Here is a 17,792-nt window from a genome sequence, read left to right as displayed (position 1 = left end):
CTTGTAGCTTACAGCTTGTTTCTACTGCTCACTCCTCGTGCGGTTCCCAATCGCGCGTGCGATCCACGGCCTTCAGCCAGCCGGCGTACAGCTTCTCTTTCTGTACTTCGTCCAGTTGCGGGGTGAACTCGCGCTCGATGATTGCCTTGCCGCGCAGTTCATCCAGGCTGCCCCAGAAACCGCAGGCCAGGCCCGCCAGGTAGGCCGCGCCGAGGGCAGTGGTTTCACGCATTTGCGGGCGCTCGACGCAGGTGCCGAGGATGTCGGCCTGGAACTGCATGAGGAAATTGTTGGCTACAGCACCACCATCGACCCGCAGCTCGCTCAGGCGCTGGCCGCAGTCCTGCTGCATGGCGTCGAGTACGTCACGGGTCTGGTAGGCGATCGACTCCAGCGCCGCGCGGATGATGTGATCGACCTTGACCCCGCGGGTCAGGCCAAACAGCGCGCCACGGGCGTAGGGGTCCCAGTACGGTGCGCCCAGGCCGGTGAAGGCCGGTACCAGGTACACGCCGTTGCTGTCTTTGACCTTGCTGGCGAAGTATTCGGTGTCGTGGGCGTCGTTGACGATCTTCAGCTCGTCACGCAGCCACTGCACGGTGGAACCGCCGTTGAAAACGGCGCCTTCCAGGGCGTAGGCCACTTCGCCGCGAGGGCCGCAGGCGATGGTGGTGAGCAGGCCGTGGGAAGATTTGACCGCCTTGTCGCCGGTGTTCATCAGCAGGAAGCAGCCGGTGCCGTAGGTGTTCTTGGCCTGGCCGGGCTCCACGCACATCTGGCCGAACAGCGCGGCCTGCTGGTCGCCAGCGATACCGGCAATGGCGATACCGCTCTTGGTGCGGCCGTAGACTTCCGAGGAGCTGCGCACTTCGGGCAGCATCTGCCGAGGGATGTTCAGCACCTCGAGCATCTTCTCGTCCCACTGAAGGGTGTGGATGTTGAAGAGCATGGTGCGCGAGGCGTTGGTGTAGTCGGTGACGTGGACCTTGCCGCCGGAGAATTTCCAGATCAGCCAGCTGTCGACAGTGCCGAACAGCAGGTCGCCACGCTCGGCGCGCTCGCGGGCGCCTTCGACGTTGTCGAGGATCCACTTGAGCTTGGTGCCGGAGAAGTACGGGTCGGTGACCAGGCCGGTGGTTTCGCGGATGTAGTCCTGCAGGCCGTCACGCTTGAGCTGTTCGCAGATCTCGGTGCTGCGCCGGCATTGCCAGACGATGGCGTTGTACACCGGACGACCGGTTTCCTTGTCCCACACCACGGTGGTTTCACGCTGGTTGGTGATACCGATGGCGGCTACCTGGTCGTGGCTCAGGCCTGCCTGGGCCAGGGCTTCGACCATGGTCGCGCTCTGGGTGGCGAAGATTTCCATCGGGTCGTGCTCGACCCAGCCGGCTTGTGGGTAATGCTGTGCGAATTCGCGCTGCGAGGTGCCAACCACGTTGGCATCACGGTCGAAAATGATGGCCCGCGAACTGGTCGTACCCTGGTCCAGGGCAATGATGTAGTTCTTGTTCTGGGTGTCTGTCATGTCGTTGGCCTTGCACTAAATAGGGTGGAGATCAGGGCGGGGCGAGCCTGGCTCGCCACTGCAGGCATCAGGATGCCTGGGTCTTGCCCTGAGGGTTGGCGTCGGTCTGGGCGCTTTCGCTCTCGGCAACCGGCAGGTTGCGGGCGATCACACCGCGGTACAGGGCGGCCCCAAGGCTTGCCCCTATGATCGGCGCAAAAATCGGAATCAGGAAATAGGGAATATTACGACCGCCAGTAAAGGCGACTTCGCCCCAGCCGGCGAGGAAGGTCATCAGCTTGGGCCCGAAATCCCGCGCCGGGTTCATCGCGAAGCCGGTCAGCGGGCCCATGGCGCTGCCGATCACTGCAATCAGCAGGCCGATCAGCAGGGGCGCCATGGCGCCGCGCGGCAAGCCGTTGTTGTCATCGGTCAGGGCCATGATCACCGCCATCAGTACGGCGGTGATGATCACTTCGACCAGGAAGGCCTGGCCGGTGGACAGCGCCGGGTGCGGGTAGGTGGAGAACACCGAGGCCAACTCGAGGCTGGCCTGGCTGCCACGGATCATTTCATGGGCTTGTTCGAAATCGAAGAACAGGTTGCTGTACAGCGTGTAAACCAACGCTGCGCCACAGAAGGCGCCGGCGATCTGGGCGACGACGTAGAACGGCAGTTTGTGCTTCTCGAAACCGGCGAACAGGCACAGGGCGATGCTTACCGCCGGGTTCAGGTGCGCGCCGGAAACCCCGGCGGTCAGGTAGATCGCCATGCTCACGCCGACGCCCCAGATGATGCTGATTTCCCACAGGCCAAAGCTGGCACCCGCTACCTTGAGCGCAGCGACGCAACCGGTGCCGAAAAAGATCAGCAGTGCGGTGCCGAGAAATTCGGCCATGCACTGGCTTGAAAGTGTTGGTTGTCGCAGAGCAGTCGTCATTCGTTACCTCGGTTCTTGTTGTTGTGAGGCGCAGTGAGCGCTCGACAAAAACCCGACAGAAATCCCCATTTCGGTCGGGCGGCGGCAGGAAATGCACCTTAACGGGGCATAGCTATATTCAGAATCGAAAAAATATAGACAAGAAACGCTTATGTCAAAGGTCGAAAGTGAACCACCATTCACAATCTGACTATTGGAGGCGGTGATGGGCGTTGGTTGCGGTTGGGGTTTTGCCCTAAAGTAGCCAGCGAAATGGCATTCACCCTACTGTTTGGAGTCCTGCATGACGCCCGCCCTGGATCTGCTGAAAAAGGTTCGCGCCGAACACCATATCCACAGTTACGAACATGACCCCAAAGCTGCGTCCTACGGCCTGGAAGCGGCGGAGAAGCTCAATCTTGAGCCGGCGCAGGTGTTCAAGACCTTGTTGGCCAGTAGCGAAAAGGGCGAGTTGCTGGTGGCGGTGGTGCCGGTGGTCGGTAGCCTGGATCTGAAGGGCCTGGCCCATGCTGCCGGGGTAAAGAAGTGCGAGATGGCCGATCCGGCGGCGGCCCAGCGTTCGACCGGTTACCTGCTGGGCGGGATCAGCCCGTTGGGCCAGAAGAAGCGCCTGCGTACCTTTATTGACGAAACCGCTCAATCCTTTGAAACAATTTTCGTCAGTGCCGGCCGCCGGGGTCTGGAAGTCGAACTGGCCGCTGCGGTGCTGGCCGAGCACACCCAGGGAAAATTCGCCGCCATTGGTCGTGACTGACATCTGTATGCTCAAAATCGCTTGATTCTGTCTCTGTCGGTCGTCAGTGCTTGGCGGGCATGCTCTGTGGCCCGCCACTGAGAGAAATCGTCCCATGCAGCTTGAATTCCATCAGGTCGATGCCTTCAGCGACCGTCCCTTTGCCGGCAACCCGGCCATGGTCTATCGCCTCGGCAGCTGGCTCGCCGATGAGCTGATGCAGCAGATTGCCGCCGAACACAACCTGGCCGAGACCGCGTTCGTCGTCCCCCATACCGAAGGCTGGCAGATTCGCTGGTTCACCCCGACCACTGAAGTACCGCTGTGTGGCCACGCGACCCTGGCCAGTGCTCATGTGTTGCTGGAGGTCTATAACGTGCCGGGCGAGCGGCTGCTGTTCCAGAGTAAATCCGGCCCGCTGAGCGTAAGCCGCGAGGGCGGGCGCTTGCAGCTGGATTTTCCGCGTGTCGATCCGCAACTGCTGGATGAAGCGCTGCCGGTGGCCGAAGCCCTGGGCTGCCCGGTGCTGGAAGTATGGAAAACCAGCGAACTGTTGGTGCGGGTCGAATCCGAGCAGGTGTTGCGCGCTTGTACGCCGGACATGACAGCGCTGGCGCAATTACCGGGGCTGGGAGTGATCGTCACGGCGCCAGGTATCGAGCACGACTTTGTTTCGCGCTACTTTGCGCCGGGGATAGGCATACCGGAAGATCCGGTGACAGGTTCCACCCACTGCAGCCTGATCCCGTACTGGGCGCAGCGCCTGGGCAAGAGCGAGCTGCGCGCGTTCCAGTGTTCGAGTCGCGGCGGTGAGTTGTTCTGCCGGCTGGAGGGGGAGCGGGTGAAGATTGCCGGGAATGCCAGGCTGGTGGCCAGTGGGGTTTTGATGATTTAGAAGCATCGCGGGGCAAGCACGCTCCCACATGCCCCGCGATTGGCCTTACATCAGACCGCCGAGCTGTACCGGCGAACGCCGTTCTCCGGCACCGGCAACTGCGCCGCCACGCTGCCCGGAACGGCAAACACCACCAGGTGATCCGCCGCCACTTCAATCCCTACTTCGGCACCGACCTGATGGTCGTTGTGGCTCGGGAAGATCGCTTCCAGCTGGCTGCCGGTCGGCAGTTGCAGGCGATACAGGGTCGAGGCGCCAAGGAAGCTCTTGCCCACGATCAGCGCCTTCAGCTCGCTGTGCGGCGCATGGATGATGTCGTCCGGGCGCAGCAGCACATCCACGGCGCTACCAGGTGTCAGGGTATAGGCACGGTTGCCGCGCAGTTCACCGAGCTCGGTGCGTACCGATTCCGGGCTGGTCAGCTGGCCGCGAATGAAATAGCCCTGGCCAATGAAGCTGGCCACAAACGGCGTCAGCGGTTCGTGGTAGAGGTTGTAGGGGGTATCCCATTGCTCCAGGCGACCTTCCTTGAACACACCGACGTGATCGCTGACGGCGAAGGCTTCTTCCTGATCGTGAGTGACCAGGATCGCGCTGGTGCCACGGCTTTTGAGGATGTCGCGCACTTCGTGGCTCAGGCGCCGGCGCAGCTCTACGTCGAGGTTGGAGAACGGCTCGTCGAGCAGCAGCAGTTGCGGTTCGGGCGCCAGCGCGCGGGCCAGGGCCACACGTTGCTGCTGGCCGCCGGAAAGCTCGTGGGGGTAGCGTTTGCCCAGGCCGCCGAGCTTGACCAGCTCGAGCATCTCTTCGACCACCTGGCGCTGTTGCGGGTGCTTGCCGATACCGAAGGCAATGTTCTCGGCCACGGTCAGGTGCGGGAACAGCGCGTAGTCCTGGAACACCATGCCGATCCGGCGTTTCTCCGGTGCCAGGGTGAATCCGGCCTTGGAGATGACCTCGCCGCCCAGCTGGATCTCGCCTTCGTGCACCGGCTCGAAGCCGGCGATGGCGCGCAGGGTGGTGGTCTTGCCGCAGCCTGAGGAGCCCAGCAGGCAACCGATGTCGCCGGCGTTCAGGTGCAGGTTGAGGTTCTGGACGATGCGCTGCTCGCCATAGCCACAGGCGAGCTCGCGCAGGTTAAGCAGTAAAGGTTGACTCATGCGTGGTGATAGGCCGGTTCAACAAGAAATTCGAGAAGCGCCTTCTGTGCATGCAAGCGGTTTTCGGCCTGGTCCCAGGCGACCGAACGGGGGTCGTCGAGCAGGTCCAGGCTGATTTCCTCGCCGCGGTGAGCGGGCAGGCAGTGCATGAACAGGGCATCGGGTGCTGCCAGGTCGAGCAGTTCGCGGGTTACCTGGTAAGGCGCGAACAAGGCCAGACGCCGTGCAGTTTCCTCTTCCTGACCCATGGAAGTCCAGACATCGGTGCTCACCAGGTGGGCACCCTGCACCGCATCCTTGGGTTCACGGAAGATCTGCACGCGGTCACCGGCCTGGGCCAGGAACTGCGGATTGGGCTCGAACTCGGCCGGGCAGGCGATGCGCAGCTGGAAGTCGAACTGGATCGCCGCTTCTATATAGCTGTTGCACATGTTGTTGCCGTCGCCGATCCAGGCCACGGTCTTGCCCTGGATGGCGCCGCGGTGCTCGAGGAAGGTCTGCATGTCGGCCAGCAGCTGGCACGGGTGCAGGTCGTCGGACAGGCCGTTGATCACCGGCACCCGCGAGTTGGCGGCGAATTCGGTCAGGGTGCTGTGGGCAAAGGTACGGATCATCACCGCATCGAGCATGCGCGACATGACGATGGCGCAGTCGCCAATCGGCTCGCCACGGCCCAGCTGGGTGTCCCGTGGCGAGAGGAAGATGGCCTGGCCGCCAAGCTGGATCATGCCGGCTTCGAACGACAGGCGGGTGCGGGTCGAGGACTTTTCGAAGATCATCCCCAGCACGCGGTTTTTCAGCGGTTCGAACAGTACGCCGCGGTTACGCAGGTCCTTCAGCTCGATACCTCGACGGATCACACTGAGCAGTTCGTCGGGTGTGAAATCCATCAGGGAGAGAAAGTGCCTAGCGCTCATTTTTGACTACCTTTTTGCAACAGACCGCAGATCAGCCATACCGGTTTTTCAAAACAACGGAAGTGACCTGCGGCGAAAGCCGCACGGGGCGACGAATTAGGGGAAGACGCAATACTATAATTAAATGTCGCGTCATACCAAGAGGGGGTTTCGTCGCCGATGTTTCAGGCAGTGTCGTAACCCATTGGTCAGAAGCTTTTTTTATACGTTACACAAGGGTTTTACACTGCCTGCCAGCGCCTTGGCAAACCCGGCAGCGGCCCCGCGGCGAATCGCTGCGCCTGATGCCTGAAGATTCACGCGACAAACCTCACTGGTCGCCAGGCCGGGTCAGGCTCATAGTCGGTTGATCCCAGACACCCGAGCAAGAGGTGGCCATGAACAAGACCCAGCATCACCGTGCCTGTCATCTATGTGAAGCCATCTGCGGCTTGACCCTGGAGATCACCCACGAACCCGATGCCGCGCCGCGCATCACTTCGATCAAGGGCGACCCCGAGGACAGCTTCAGCCGCGGTCATATCTGCCCCAAGGCGGTGGCCTTGCAGGATATCCAGAACGATCCGGATCGCTTGCGTGCGCCACACAAGCGCGTCGCTGACAGCTGGCAGGCGATCAGTTGGGAGGAAGCCTTCGAACTGGCCGCGCAAAAGCTCTGGGCCATCCAGCAGACCCATGGGCAGAACGCCGTGGCCGTCTATCAAGGCAACCCGAGTGTGCACAACTACGGGCTGATGACCCACAGCAACTACTTCCTCGGCCTGCTCAAGACCCGTAACCGCTTCTCTGCCACCTCGGTGGACCAGCTTCCGCATCACCTGACCAGCTACCTGATGTACGGCCATGGCCTGCTGCTGCCGATCCCGGACATCGACAACACCGAGTTCATGTTGATTCTTGGCGGCAACCCACTGGCCTCCAACGGCAGCATCATGACCGTGCCGGACGTCGAGAAGCGCCTCAAGGCAATCCAGGTCCGCGGCGGCAAACTGGTGGTCGTCGACCCGCGCCGTAGCGAGACGGCGGCCATGGCCGACCAGCATGTGTTCATCCGTCCTGGCGGTGATGCGGCGCTGCTCTGCGGCCTGCTCAACACTTTGTTTGCCGAGGGCCTTACCCGCCAATCGGCATTGCCGGTCGATGGTCTGGACGAGGTGCAAGCGGCGATCGCGCCGTTCACCGCCGAGACCATGAGCCCGCTGTGCGGCGTCGATGCCCAGGTAATTCGCCAATTGGCCCGGGACTTTGCCGCCGCCGACAAGGCGGTCTGTTACGGGCGCATGGGCGTCTCGACCCAGGCCTTTGGCACCTTGTGCCACTGGCTGGTGCAGTTGATCAACCTGGTCAGCGGCAACCTCGACCGCGTGGGTGGCGCCCTGTGTACCGAGCCTGCGGTGGATCTGGTGGCCAGTACGTCGGGTGGGCATTTCAATGTCTGGCAGAGCCGGGTCTCCGGGCTTCCCGAGTACGGCGGCGAATTGCCGGTGGCGGCCCTGGCCGAAGAGATGCTGGTCGAAGGGGAAGGGCAGGTTCGCGCGCTGGTGACGGTCGCGGGTAACCCGGTGCTGTCCACGCCCAATGGCCGGCAGCTGGAGCGGGCCCTGGACGGCCTTGAGTTCATGCTCAGCATCGACCTGTACATCAACGAAACTACCCGTTACGCCGACCTGATCCTGCCGTCCACCTCGGCACTGGAGAACGATCACTACGACACCACCTTCAACCTGTTCGCGGTACGCAATGTCAGCCGCTTCAATCGGGCCATGCTGCCCAAACCCGAAGGCGCCTTGCATGACTGGGAGATCTTCGTCGGCCTGGCCAAGGCCTTTGCCGCTCTCAGCGAGAGGCCGTTGAAGCCGACCTTGCCGCCGGCGCAAATGATCGATATCGGCTTGCGCCAGGGCCGATATGGGGATGCTTCGGCGTTCAAACTGTCGCTTGAGACCCTCGATCAGTACCCGCATGGCATCGACCTGGGCCCGCTGCAGCCGAACCTGGCTGCGCGTTTGAAGACGGCTAACCAACGGGTTCAAGCCGCACCGCCGGAGATTCTCGGCGACCTGCAGCGCTTTGCCGGGCAACAGCCGCTGGCGGCGGATCAACTGCTGCTGATCGGTCGTCGCCATGTGCGCAGCAATAATTCCTGGATGCACAACTACCATCGCCTGGTGAAAGGCAAGCCGCGTCACCAGCTGTTGATGCATCCGGATGACCTGGCCGGCCGCCAGTTGCAGGATGGCCAGCGGGTGCGGGTCAGCTCGCGGGTCGGTGAAATCGAGGTCGAGGTGCAGGCCAGCAGCGACATGATGCCGGGGGTGGTCAGCTTGCCCCATGGCTTTGGCCATGCCCGTGCCGGGGTGCGCATGGAGATCGCCCAGGGCCAGCCCGGCGCCAGCGCCAACGACCTTACCGATGAGCGCCAGCTGGATGCGGTGTCGGGCAATGCGGCGCTCAACGGCGTGCCGGTGCAGGTGGTTGCGGCCTGATATCGGCAAGGCCGAGCGTCCTGCTCGGCTTTCCGATACAATGCGTCACCGTGCCGACAACCAGGTCGGAAAGTTCAGCCGCGAGGTGCTTCATGGATATCATTGAAACAATCAAAGAGCAGATTGCCAACAACACCATTCTGCTTTACATGAAAGGCTCGCCGAATGCCCCGCAGTGCGGTTTTTCGGCCAAGGCGGCGCAAGCCGTGATGGGTTGTGGCGAAAAATTCGCTTACGTGGATATCCTGCAGAATCCGGAAATCCGCGCCAACCTGCCAAAGTACGCCAACTGGCCAACCTTCCCGCAACTGTGGGTTGCCGGTGAGCTGGTCGGCGGTTCCGACATCATGGCCGAAATGTTTGCCAACGGCGAACTGCAGACCCTGATCAAGGAAGCTGCAGCCAAGGCTGAGGCAGCCAAGGCCTGATTCCAGGTTTGGTCAAAAAAAAGCCCCGCAGTGCGGGGTTTTTTTGTGCCTGTAGGGCAGGGCGTTGAACTTACTCGCCCATTTGCGACTGCAGGTAGTTCTCCAGCGTGACCTTGTCGATCAGGCTCAGCTGGGTTTCCAGCCAGTCGATGTGCTCTTCCTCGGCTTCGAGAATGTCTTCGAGCAGCTCACGGCTGCCGAAGTCGCCGACGGTCTCGCAGTGGGCGATGGCGGCCTTGAGGTCGACCAGGCCTTTTTGCTCGATCTTCAGGTCGCACTCAAGCATCTCTTTGGTGTGCTCGCCAATCAGCAACTTGCCCAGGTCCTGGACGTTGGGGATGCCTTCGAGGAACAGAATACGCTTGATCAGTTTGTCAGCGTGTTTCATCTCTTCGATGGATTCTTTGTACTCGTGCTTGCCGAGCTTCTCCAGACCCCAGTCCTCGTACATGCGTGCATGCAGGAAGTATTGGTTGATTGCGACCAGCTCGTTTCCGAGGATCTTGTTGAGATGCTGGATGACGCTAACGTCGCCTTTCATGATGGGGTCCTGCCCTGTAAGTGTGTCTATAAAGGCAAGTCTGAGCCTCGCAACTTCTACTGTCAAACCTAAGTTATTGAATAATAAATGAAAATTAATCGGAATAAGAATGTTTGTGTTCCGCGTTAAACCTCTAACTACTTGAATTACAGGCATAAAAAAACCGGACACTGGGTCCGGTTCTTGGAATTCGCTGAATTATGCTGCAGTAAATTCTACAGGATAGGGCAGGGCAGCCTGGCTGACCTGAAGCTCGGTGAGGGTTTCGCGCACTACCTGCTTGGCCAGGCAGGCACATTTGCCACACTGGCTCGCCACGTTGGTGGCGGTTCTGACTTCCTTGTAGCTGCAGCATCCTTCATAGATCGCATCGCGGATCTGTCCGTCGGTCACACCAACACAAAGACACACATACATAGGGCTGACCATCGCTGGTTAAGGCTCAATGCGAAGAAGCTTAATGTTAATGAGAATGCTTGTCAAAACTCTTTCTGCAAGGCGCGGACTAGAGCGACCAACGGCAGATTGTCGAGCATTCGGACTGAAATTCGGCGAGTCGCGCCGGGCGGTGTATGATGGTCGGCCATTTCGATGCCGGGCCGCTGCATGCTGGCCTGTGCAAGATGATTCCACCCCATCAGGAGATATCGCATGAGCGTACTCGTTGGCAAAAATGCCCCGGACTTCACCGTTCCAGCTGTTCTGGGCAACGGCGAAATCGTCGACAGCTTCAACCTGGCTTCGGCCATCAAGGGCAAGTACGGCCTGGTGTTCTTCTACCCGCTGGACTTCACCTTCGTCTGCCCGTCCGAGCTGATCGCCCTGGACCACCGCATGGCCGAATTCAAGGCGCGCAACGTTGAAGTGATCGCCGTGTCGATCGACTCGCACTTCACCCACAACGCCTGGCGCAACACCCCGATCAATGCCGGCGGCATCGGTCAGGTCCAGTACATCATGGCTGCCGACATGAAGCACGACATCGCCAAGGCCTACGACGTAGAGTCCGAAGGCGGCGTAGCTTTCCGTGGTGCTTTCCTGATCGACGACAAGGGCGTTGTTCGCTCGCAGATCGTCAACGACCTGCCGCTGGGCCGCAACATGGACGAGCTGCTGCGTCTGGTCGACGCCCTGCAATTCCACGAAGAGCACGGCGAAGTCTGCCCTGCCAACTGGAAAAAAGGCGACAAGGGCATGACCGCTTCGCCAGAAGGCGTTGCTGCTTACCTGAGCGAGAACGCTGGCAAGCTGTAATTGCCAGGCATAAAAAAACCGGCCTTGATGGCCGGTTTTTTTATGCCTGAAGGAGCGGGCTTGCCCCGCGATAGCATTCTGCATGCTATATCGCATCGCGAGGCAAGCCCGCTCCAACATCAGTCGTTGAAGTCCTGCCAGCCGCCCATTTCTTTCCAGCGGTTGACGATGCCGCAGAACAGCTCGGCGGTCTTCTCGGTGTCGTAACGCGCCGAGTGCGCCTCACGGCCATCGAAGTCGATGTCGGCGCTCTGGCAGGCCCGCGCCAGTACGGTCTGGCCATAGGCAAGGCCGGCCAGGGTGGCGGTGTCGAAGCTCGAGAACGGATGAAACGGGTTGCGCTTCATGTCGTGGCGGGCCACGGCGGCATTGAGGAAGCCCAGGTCGAAGCTGCTGTTGTGGCCGACCAGGATCGCCCGTTTGCAGCCATTGGCCTTCAGCGCCTTGCGCACGCCACGGAAGATGTCGGTCAGGGCCGACTCCTCGCTGACCGCCATGCGCAGCGGGTGGTCGAGCTTGATCCCGGTGAACTCCAGGGCAGCCTGTTCGATGTTGGCGCCTTCGAACGGCTCGACGCGGAAGAAATAGGTGTGTTCCGGAAACAGGAAGCCTTTTTCGTCCATGCCGATGGTGACCGCGGCGATCTCCAGCAGGGCGTCGGTTGCGCTGTTGAAACCGCCGGTCTCAACATCGACAACTACTGGCAGGTAACCGCGAAAGCGTTCAGCCATTGGGTGGCGCGAACCGCCGCCATGACCTTCCTGGTCGTCTTCGTACTGATCTTCGCTCACGCAGTTTCCTCCAGCAGGCGCCAGCGCAGTTGCTCACCGGCGCGCAGCGGGATAACGGTCTGCTCGCCGAACGGCAAGCTGCTTGGGGCGGTCCAGCTGTCGCGGACCAGGGTAATGCTATCGGTGTTTACCGGCAGGCCGTAGAAGGCCGGGCCGTGCAGGCTGGCGAAGCCTTCGAGCTTGTCCAGCGCATTGCGTTGTTCGAACGCTTCGGCGTACATCTCGATCGCGGCATAGGCGGTGTAGCAACCGGCACAGCCACAGGCGGCTTCCTTGGCGTGCTGGGCGTGCGGAGCCGAGTCGGTGCCGAGAAAGAACTTGCTGCTACCGCTGGTGGCGGCGTCCAGCAAGGCCACCTGGTGGGTATTGCGCTTGAGGATCGGCAGGCAATAGAAGTGCGGACGAATTCCGCCCACCAGCATGTGGTTGCGGTTGTACAGCAGGTGCTGGGCAGTGATGGTCGCGCCAACGTTGGCCGGGGCCTCGTTGACGAACTGCACGGCGTCGCTGGTGGTGATGTGTTCGAACACTACCTTGAGGGTCGGGAAGCGCTCGACCACGCGGCGCAGGTGTTCGTCGATGAACAGCTTTTCGCGGTCGAACACGTCGATTTCGCTGCGGGTCACTTCACCGTGCACCAGCAGTGGCATGCCGACCTCGGCCATGGCTTCGAGCACCGGGAAGATCTTGTCGACGCTGGTTACACCGGAGTCAGAGTTGGTCGTCGCGCCAGCCGGATAGAGCTTGGCGGCGTGGACGAAGCCGGTGGCCTTGGCCGCGCGGATTTCCTCGGGCTGGGTGCGGTCGGTGAGGTACAGCACCATCAGCGGCTCGAAACGGCTGCCGGCAGGGCGTGCGGCGAGGATGCGCTCGCGGTAGGCACCGGCTTCGGCGGCGTTGCGCACCGGTGGTACCAGGTTGGGCATGATGATTGCGCGGGCAAAGGTGCGCGCAACGTCGCCGACGGTATGCGGCAATACAGCGCCATCACGAAGATGGATGTGCCAGTCGTCGGGACGCAGGAGGGTCAGGCGGTCGGACATTGGGGATTCCAGGCGGGTCGAACTCAAGGTGAATGCTACCGGAAAAGCCGGTTACGAGCACTCGCTATCAAGTTTTGCCGCGACCGACCGATAGCGTGCAGGTATACCGTGAAAATCTGTGGAGCCGCCCGTGCGCCAGCGTTATCTAGCCCTGCTCAGTGTGTTTGCCAGCATGCCCGCCATGGCACTCACCTTCCAGACCCGTCTGGAGAACATCGAGTGGAAGGTCGAAGGCGATCAGTTCGAATGTCGGCTGGTTCAACCCATTGCCGATTTCGGTAGCGGCGAGTTTGTCCGCCGTGCCGGTGAACAGCCGACTTTCCAGCTGCGTTCAAGCAGCAATGTACTGGGTGCCGGCTCCGCCACTCTGCTGGCGGCGGCTGCGCCGTGGCAGCCCGGGCGGGGCGATATCAACCTGGGCGCGGTGCGCATGGCCCGCAGCGGTGTGCTTTTTACCAGCTCCCAGGGCCAGGCCAGCCGCCTTATCAACGGTTTGCTCGATGGACGCAGCACCGTGGTGCGCAACGCTGCCGGTGAAGCCGGGCGGACCATGGAAGTGCGGGTGTTGCCGGTCAAGTTCAACAAGGCCTACGGAGATTATCAGGCCTGCGCGGCGAAACTCCTGCCGATGAACTATGACCAGGTGCGCCAGGCGCGGGTCGGCTTTCCGGGCGGTGGTATTGACCTGGATGCCGATGCCCGGGTACGCCTGGACGTGATCCTCGACTTCCTCAAGGCCGACCCGACGGTCAACCACGTCGAGCTCGACGGCCACTCCGACAACAGCGGCAACCGCCTGACCAACCGCGATCTGTCGCGGCGCCGGGCGCTGGCGGTGATGGAGTACCTCAAGGCCCACGGCGTTCCCGAAGAGCAGATCACCGTGCGCTTTCATGGTGAGCGCTATCCGCTGGCGCGCAACAACACCGCGGCCAACCGCGCGCGCAACCGGCGGGTGAACATTCAGCTCGATCGGGTGACGCCTGTCGAAAAAACGGTAGCAAAACCCGTTGAGCCGGCAGCCAAACCGCCGGCCACGCCTGCTGCCGCAGCCGATACTGTCAAGCCCGCAAGCAAGTCCTGAGCTGCGACCGTCCGTCGCGCTCTCGACAGTTCCTGTCGCTTTGTCGTCACAAGCTGTCGCCCCACTGTAAATTTTGTCGCAAGGCCGGTAGAATCGACGGCTTTCCGTACAACCCCGTGGAGTGATGGCATGGCGGACGTAAAAAAGGTCGTACTGGCGTATTCCGGCGGCCTTGATACTTCGGTGATTCTCAAGTGGCTGCAGGATACCTACAACTGTGAAGTGGTGACCTTCACCGCTGACCTGGGACAGGGCGAAGAGGTCGAGCCGGCCCGCGCCAAGGCTCAGGCCATGGGCGTCAAGGAAATCTACATCGATGACCTGCGCGAGGAATTCGTACGCGACTTCGTGTTCCCGATGTTCCGCGCCAACACCGTCTACGAAGGCGAGTACCTGCTGGGTACTTCCATCGCTCGTCCGCTGATCGCCAAGCGCCTGATCGAAATCGCCAACGAGACCGGCGCCGATGCCATCTCCCATGGTGCGACCGGCAAGGGCAACGACCAGGTACGTTTCGAGCTGGGTGCCTACGCGCTCAAGCCAGGCGTCAAGGTCATTGCGCCATGGCGTGAGTGGGACCTGCTGTCCCGTGAAAAACTGATGGACTACGCCGAGAAGCACGGTATCCCGATCGAGCGTCACGGCAAGAAGAAGTCGCCGTACTCGATGGACGCCAACCTGCTGCACATCTCCTACGAGGGTGGTGTACTGGAGGATACCTGGACCGAGCACGAAGAAGACATGTGGCGCTGGACCAAGTCGCCAGAAAACGCCCCGGACGTTCCGACCTACCTGGAACTGACCTACCGCAACGGCGACATCGTTGCCCTGGACGGCGTTGAAATGTCGCCAGCCACCGTACTGGCCACCCTCAACCGCATCGGCGGCGAGAACGGCATCGGTCGTCTGGACATCGTCGAGAACCGTTACGTCGGCATGAAGTCGCGCGGCTGCTACGAAACCCCAGGCGGCACCATCATGCTGCGCGCCCACCGGGCGATCGAGTCGATCACCCTGGACCGCGAAGTCGCTCACCTGAAGGATGAGCTGATGGTCAAGTACGCCAGCTTGATCTACACCGGTTACTGGTGGAGCCCGGAGCGTCTGATGCTGCAACAGATGATCGACGCTTCGCAGGTCAACGTGAACGGTGTGGTACGCCTGAAGCTGTACAAGGGCAACGTCATCGTCACCGGCCGCAAGTCGGACGACTCGCTGTTCGACGCCAACATCGCCACCTTCGAAGAAGATGGCGGCGCGTACAATCAGGCAGACGCAGCGGGCTTCATCAAGCTCAACGCCCTGCGCATGCGCATTGCGGCCAACAAGGGTCGGACCCTGATCTGATCATTGCTGCCTGTGAAAGAACCCCGGCTTGCCGGGGTTTTTTTCAGCTGCAGGTTGCACTCAAGGCTGGGTTTCGCTCGATGATTGAGTCTGCAGAGTGGTTTGCGCCCCGGTGTCGAGGTTGTACAGAATCCATTTATTACACGGCAGCCGCGAGGGTTGGAGTGCCTGTAGGGCAAAGTATTTCATCAGGTGAGTTGCTGCAGGCCCGCGCAGGGTGATGATCACTGTACTTTGCTCGGAAATATCCGGAAGCATGTGCGTTGCGTTAATTGTTTCAGCTTGTATGCTCGCTGAACTTGCGCGGAGATCCTCGGTTGCGGATGTTTCAGGCAAGGCGGGTATATACATGGGCCTGACCACCGGAGCAGGGCCGGTGATTGTGCCGGGCGCCGGCTCGCTAATGTCGGGTGAGTAAAGGGATTTATAGTTGAAGTTCAAGGTAAGAAAGAACAACACCGTGAGGAAGAACGGGAATCCCACCAGGAACCAAGTGTAGGTACTCTGGCTATCCTCGCCCAGAAATGGCAAAGAGGCCAGTGCCGACGCTTCGATGATGCCCGCGAAAATGGCAATGATCGTCAGTGGGCTTTTCGGCTCGGCTTTACTCATACAGCTCCCCTTGCGTTCAGCGATTGCACTGCGGTGTGAGAGCAGGGTTTAGCATGTCCGACGGTATTCGGACAGCGTGGCGCATTTCACGGCTTGGCAATATATCCCGGGTTACGTAGGGCGGTATTTCGTTGCTGGGGGATTTTGTTTTTATCAAACAAGCCTATAGGACATTTCCTTCAGGTAATTAAGCTAAGTTTCATAGGTGGTTTCTATATCTGGTGCTACCTTTATCCAATAAGTGTTGGAGGCGTTGTGCGTGTGCTCCAATGCTATTTTGCAAAGTGTCGTTATTTAGGTGCTTTGTAGGATAATTCTTTTAAGGCTGTAGGCAGTGTCCTTGTATGCAATTGCTGGTTAATGGCGCAATACAATATGTCATGTAACTAGGCTATTGTGCGGACTCAAAAAATAGAACAGCGAACAATTGGATTTGCCCATGAATAAAGTCCTGATCGTGGATGATCATCCGGTCATTCGCCTGGCTGTACGCATGTTGATGGAGCGGCATGGTTATGAAGTCATTGCGGAGACGGATAACGGCGTGGACGCGTTGCAGCTGGCGCGGGAGCATGGCCCGGACATCGTCATTCTGGATATCGGCATCCCCAAGCTTGATGGCCTGGAGGTCATCGCCAGGTTGACCGCCAATAATGCCGGTATCAAGGTACTGGTGCTGACGTCCCAGGCACCCGGGCATTTTTCCATGCGCTGCATGCAGGCAGGGGCAGCCGGGTATGTCTGTAAGCAACAGGATCTCACCGAGTTGCTCAGTGCCATAAAGGCGGTGCTTTCCGGCTACAGCTATTTCCCGAACCAGGCGCTGCATTCGGTACGGTCGAACCTCGGTGGCTCAAGCGAGGCTGATATGGTCGAGCGCTTGTCGGGGCGGGAAATGATGGTCCTGCAGCAACTGGCGCGGGGCAAGACCAACAAGGAGATCGCCGATGGCATGTTCCTCAGCAACAAGACGGTCAGCACTTACAAGACGCGTTTGCTGCTCAAGCTCAATGCACGCTCGCTGGTTGACCTGATCGAACTGGCCCAGCGCAACGGTCTGGTTTGATACACCCAGAAACAACAAAGCCTCCAGCAAGGAGGCTTTTTGATTAATAGACGTCGATCCGTCAGAGGTCGAAGTCGTAATCGGCCAATTGCTTCTGCAAGCGCCGCTCTTCCAGCAGGTTATCGATGGTGCGGCGTTTGCTCAGGTTGGTTTTCGCCACTTCAACCTGGGGCTCGTCATCTGCATCTTCAGTGCCGATGTCGTCTACTACCTCTACATCCAGGTCTTCTTTATCGGTGCTCATAAGTCACTCCAAGCCAAGAGGGCCATTGGCGCACCTTATAGCGAGAATTTCTGAGCGGGTAAAAAAGATTTTTTCAATCGACTGGGCAGTGTTTTCACTATCCGCTCAATCGTCCGAGGTTTTCTGCTTGTACTCGCACAAATCTTCGATGCGGCAACTTCCACAGCGGGGCTTGCGTGCCTGGCACACATAGCGGCCATGCAGGATCAGCCAGTGGTGAGCGTCCAGCAGGTAAGCCTTGGGCACGAACTTCATCAAGGCCTTTTCGACCTCCAGAACAGTCTTGCCCGGGGCTATGCCGGTGCGGTTGCTGACCCGGAAGATATGCGTGTCGACGGCCATGGCCATTTGCCGAAACGCAGTGTTCAGCACCACGTTGGCGGTCTTGCGGCCAACTCCGGGCAGGGCTTCCAGCGCTTCACGGGTTTCCGGCACCTGGCTGCCATGCTGCTCGACCAGCAGGCGACAGGTTTCGATGACGTTTTTCGCCTTGCTGTTGTACAGGCCGATGGTCTTGATGTATTCGGACAGGCCTTCAACGCCCAGGGCGTAGATCGCTTCCGGGGTATTGGCGACCGGATACAGTTTGGCCGTGGCCTTGTTCACGCTGACATCGGTGGCCTGGGCCGAGAGGATTACCGCAATCAGCAGTTCGAAAGGATTGGTGTAGGCCAGCTCGGTTTTCGGCTCGGGGTTGTCTTCGTGCAGCCTGCGAAAGATTTCCAGGCGTTTGGCGGCATTCAT

The 17,792-nt window shown here is 60.3% G+C and carries 20 protein-coding genes; 8 read left to right on the top strand and 12 right to left on the bottom strand.

Annotated features, from left to right (window positions below):
* Positions 1–28 precede the first annotated feature (28 nt).
* The gene (gene glpK / locus ABM562_RS24470; protein ID WP_115085614.1) at positions 29–1,528 is read right to left on the bottom strand and encodes a glycerol kinase GlpK; all 1,500 of its coding nucleotides are present in this window, start codon (positions 1,526–1,528) and stop codon (positions 29–31) included.
* Positions 1,529–1,595: 67 nt separating this feature from the next.
* Complete coding sequence (locus ABM562_RS24465; RefSeq protein WP_460423623.1) at positions 1,596–2,447, bottom strand: MIP/aquaporin family protein; 852 nt, start codon at positions 2,445–2,447, stop codon at positions 1,596–1,598.
* A gap of 283 nt (positions 2,448–2,730) precedes the next feature.
* Between ABM562_RS24465 and ybaK the strand changes: the two genes are divergently transcribed.
* A complete protein-coding gene (gene ybaK / locus ABM562_RS24460) occupies positions 2,731–3,201 on the top strand; it encodes a Cys-tRNA(Pro) deacylase (RefSeq protein ID WP_115085616.1) in 471 nt (156 codons plus the stop codon).
* Between the two features lie 94 nt (positions 3,202–3,295).
* Positions 3,296–4,075, top strand: a complete 780-nt coding sequence (locus ABM562_RS24455) for a PhzF family phenazine biosynthesis protein (RefSeq protein WP_134061535.1) — start codon at positions 3,296–3,298, stop codon at positions 4,073–4,075.
* A 50-nt stretch (positions 4,076–4,125) separates the two neighbouring features.
* On the opposite strand, the gene ABM562_RS24450 is transcribed toward ABM562_RS24455, so the two are convergent.
* Together ABM562_RS24450 and argF are read right to left on the bottom strand one after the other, a co-directional pair.
* Entirely contained in the window at positions 4,126–5,235 is a 1,110-nt protein-coding gene (locus ABM562_RS24450) for an ABC transporter ATP-binding protein (RefSeq protein ID WP_134061536.1), read from the bottom strand.
* Positions 5,232–6,152, bottom strand: coding sequence for an ornithine carbamoyltransferase (gene argF / locus ABM562_RS24445; protein ID WP_115085619.1), 921 nt, complete (start codon positions 6,150–6,152; stop codon positions 5,232–5,234). The genes ABM562_RS24450 and argF overlap by 4 nt, the downstream gene beginning before the upstream one ends.
* A 377-nt stretch (positions 6,153–6,529) precedes the next feature.
* On the opposite strand from argF, the gene ABM562_RS24440 reads away from it, so the two are divergent.
* Both ABM562_RS24440 and grxD read left to right on the top strand, forming a co-directional pair.
* Complete coding sequence (locus ABM562_RS24440; RefSeq protein ID WP_460423620.1) at positions 6,530–8,638, top strand: molybdopterin oxidoreductase family protein; 2,109 nt, start codon at positions 6,530–6,532, stop codon at positions 8,636–8,638.
* A 92-nt stretch (positions 8,639–8,730) separates the two neighbouring features.
* Positions 8,731–9,066, top strand: a complete 336-nt coding sequence (gene grxD / locus ABM562_RS24435; RefSeq protein ID WP_028943477.1) for a Grx4 family monothiol glutaredoxin — start codon at positions 8,731–8,733, stop codon at positions 9,064–9,066.
* A 70-nt stretch (positions 9,067–9,136) separates the two neighbouring features.
* Here grxD and bfr read toward each other — a convergent pair whose 3' ends face one another.
* The 3 genes from bfr to ABM562_RS24420 form a co-directional block, all read right to left on the bottom strand.
* Positions 9,137–9,607, bottom strand: coding sequence for a bacterioferritin (gene bfr / locus ABM562_RS24430; RefSeq protein ID WP_115085621.1), 471 nt, complete (start codon positions 9,605–9,607; stop codon positions 9,137–9,139).
* 198 nt (positions 9,608–9,805) lie between these two features.
* Entirely contained in the window at positions 9,806–10,024 is a 219-nt protein-coding gene (locus ABM562_RS24425) for a bacterioferritin-associated ferredoxin (RefSeq protein WP_115085622.1), read from the bottom strand.
* 62 nt (positions 10,025–10,086) lie between these two features.
* Positions 10,087–10,260 (bottom strand): hypothetical protein, encoded by a 174-nt coding sequence (locus ABM562_RS24420; RefSeq protein ID WP_167458864.1) that lies wholly within the window; start codon positions 10,258–10,260, stop codon positions 10,087–10,089.
* Between ABM562_RS24420 and ABM562_RS24415 the strand changes: the two genes are divergently transcribed.
* Complete coding sequence (locus tag ABM562_RS24415) at positions 10,259–10,861, top strand: peroxiredoxin (protein ID WP_010221038.1); 603 nt, start codon at positions 10,259–10,261, stop codon at positions 10,859–10,861. The two genes, ABM562_RS24420 and ABM562_RS24415, sit on opposite strands and share 2 nt — an antisense overlap.
* Before the next feature lie 119 nt (positions 10,862–10,980).
* On the opposite strand, the gene rnt is transcribed toward ABM562_RS24415, so the two are convergent.
* Positions 10,981–11,592 carry a ribonuclease T gene (gene rnt, locus ABM562_RS24410; RefSeq protein ID WP_267954172.1) on the bottom strand — a complete coding sequence of 204 codons (612 nt, stop codon included), beginning with the start codon at positions 11,590–11,592 and terminating at the stop codon, positions 10,981–10,983.
* Between the two features lie 56 nt (positions 11,593–11,648).
* Positions 11,649–12,695, bottom strand: a complete 1,047-nt coding sequence (pyrC, locus tag ABM562_RS24405; RefSeq protein ID WP_115085624.1) for a dihydroorotase — start codon at positions 12,693–12,695, stop codon at positions 11,649–11,651.
* Positions 12,696–12,825: 130 nt separating this feature from the next.
* Here pyrC and ABM562_RS24400 point away from each other — a divergent pair, with 130 nt between their 5' ends.
* A complete protein-coding gene (locus ABM562_RS24400; RefSeq protein WP_460423617.1) occupies positions 12,826–13,779 on the top strand; it encodes a flagellar protein MotY in 954 nt (317 codons plus the stop codon).
* Between the two features lie 129 nt (positions 13,780–13,908).
* Positions 13,909–15,126 carry an argininosuccinate synthase gene (locus ABM562_RS24395; protein ID WP_115085626.1) on the top strand — a complete coding sequence of 406 codons (1,218 nt, stop codon included), beginning with the start codon at positions 13,909–13,911 and terminating at the stop codon, positions 15,124–15,126.
* 60 nt (positions 15,127–15,186) lie between these two features.
* Here ABM562_RS24395 and ABM562_RS24390 read toward each other — a convergent pair whose 3' ends face one another.
* Positions 15,187–15,738, bottom strand: coding sequence for a hypothetical protein (locus ABM562_RS24390; protein ID WP_415842479.1), 552 nt, complete (start codon positions 15,736–15,738; stop codon positions 15,187–15,189).
* Between the two features lie 439 nt (positions 15,739–16,177).
* Here ABM562_RS24390 and ABM562_RS24385 point away from each other — a divergent pair, with 439 nt between their 5' ends.
* The gene (locus tag ABM562_RS24385) at positions 16,178–16,804 is read left to right on the top strand and encodes a response regulator transcription factor (RefSeq protein WP_115085627.1); all 627 of its coding nucleotides are present in this window, start codon (positions 16,178–16,180) and stop codon (positions 16,802–16,804) included.
* A 61-nt stretch (positions 16,805–16,865) separates the two neighbouring features.
* Here the strand turns inward: ABM562_RS24385 and ABM562_RS24380 are convergent, their stop codons facing one another.
* Complete coding sequence (locus ABM562_RS24380; protein WP_115085628.1) at positions 16,866–17,048, bottom strand: PA3496 family putative envelope integrity protein; 183 nt, start codon at positions 17,046–17,048, stop codon at positions 16,866–16,868.
* A 105-nt stretch (positions 17,049–17,153) separates the two neighbouring features.
* A complete protein-coding gene (nth, locus tag ABM562_RS24375) occupies positions 17,154–17,792 on the bottom strand; it encodes an endonuclease III (protein WP_115085629.1) in 639 nt (212 codons plus the stop codon).

It is taken from the genome of Pseudomonas sp. ZL2, from assembly GCF_054788455.1.
Note: the sequence above shows the minus strand (reverse complement) of the source record. Positions and strands in the feature narration are given on the sequence as shown.

What these genes read in the sequence shown, in the direction of transcription:
- rnt (WP_267954172.1), bottom strand. Translation starts at nt 11,592, where the DNA reads ATGGCTGAACGCTTTCGCGGTTACCTGCCAGTAGTTGTCGATGTTGAG.
- ABM562_RS24390 (WP_415842479.1), bottom strand. Translation starts at nt 15,738, where the DNA reads ATGAGTAAAGCCGAGCCGAAAAGCCCACTGACGATCATTGCCATTTTC.
- ABM562_RS24450 (WP_134061536.1), bottom strand. Translation starts at nt 5,235, where the DNA reads ATGAGTCAACCTTTACTGCTTAACCTGCGCGAGCTCGCCTGTGGCTAT.
- ABM562_RS24380 (WP_115085628.1), bottom strand. Translation starts at nt 17,048, where the DNA reads ATGAGCACCGATAAAGAAGACCTGGATGTAGAGGTAGTAGACGACATC.
- pyrC (WP_115085624.1), bottom strand. Translation starts at nt 12,695, where the DNA reads ATGTCCGACCGCCTGACCCTCCTGCGTCCCGACGACTGGCACATCCAT.
- bfr (WP_115085621.1), bottom strand. Translation starts at nt 9,607, where the DNA reads ATGAAAGGCGACGTTAGCGTCATCCAGCATCTCAACAAGATCCTCGGA.
- ABM562_RS24465 (WP_460423623.1), bottom strand. Translation starts at nt 2,447, where the DNA reads ATGACGACTGCTCTGCGACAACCAACACTTTCAAGCCAGTGCATGGCC.
- argF (WP_115085619.1), bottom strand. Translation starts at nt 6,152, where the DNA reads ATGAGCGCTAGGCACTTTCTCTCCCTGATGGATTTCACACCCGACGAA.
- ABM562_RS24440 (WP_460423620.1), top strand. Translation starts at nt 6,530, where the DNA reads ATGAACAAGACCCAGCATCACCGTGCCTGTCATCTATGTGAAGCCATC.
- ybaK (WP_115085616.1), top strand. Translation starts at nt 2,731, where the DNA reads ATGACGCCCGCCCTGGATCTGCTGAAAAAGGTTCGCGCCGAACACCAT.
- grxD (WP_028943477.1), top strand. Translation starts at nt 8,731, where the DNA reads ATGGATATCATTGAAACAATCAAAGAGCAGATTGCCAACAACACCATT.
- glpK (WP_115085614.1), bottom strand. Translation starts at nt 1,528, where the DNA reads ATGACAGACACCCAGAACAAGAACTACATCATTGCCCTGGACCAGGGT.
- ABM562_RS24420 (WP_167458864.1), bottom strand. Translation starts at nt 10,260, where the DNA reads ATGCGATATCTCCTGATGGGGTGGAATCATCTTGCACAGGCCAGCATG.
- ABM562_RS24385 (WP_115085627.1), top strand. Translation starts at nt 16,178, where the DNA reads ATGAATAAAGTCCTGATCGTGGATGATCATCCGGTCATTCGCCTGGCT.
- ABM562_RS24425 (WP_115085622.1), bottom strand. Translation starts at nt 10,024, where the DNA reads ATGTATGTGTGTCTTTGTGTTGGTGTGACCGACGGACAGATCCGCGAT.
- nth (WP_115085629.1), bottom strand. Translation starts at nt 17,792, where the DNA reads ATGAATGCCGCCAAACGCCTGGAAATCTTTCGCAGGCTGCACGAAGAC.
- ABM562_RS24395 (WP_115085626.1), top strand. Translation starts at nt 13,909, where the DNA reads ATGGCGGACGTAAAAAAGGTCGTACTGGCGTATTCCGGCGGCCTTGAT.
- ABM562_RS24415 (WP_010221038.1), top strand. Translation starts at nt 10,259, where the DNA reads ATGAGCGTACTCGTTGGCAAAAATGCCCCGGACTTCACCGTTCCAGCT.
- ABM562_RS24455 (WP_134061535.1), top strand. Translation starts at nt 3,296, where the DNA reads ATGCAGCTTGAATTCCATCAGGTCGATGCCTTCAGCGACCGTCCCTTT.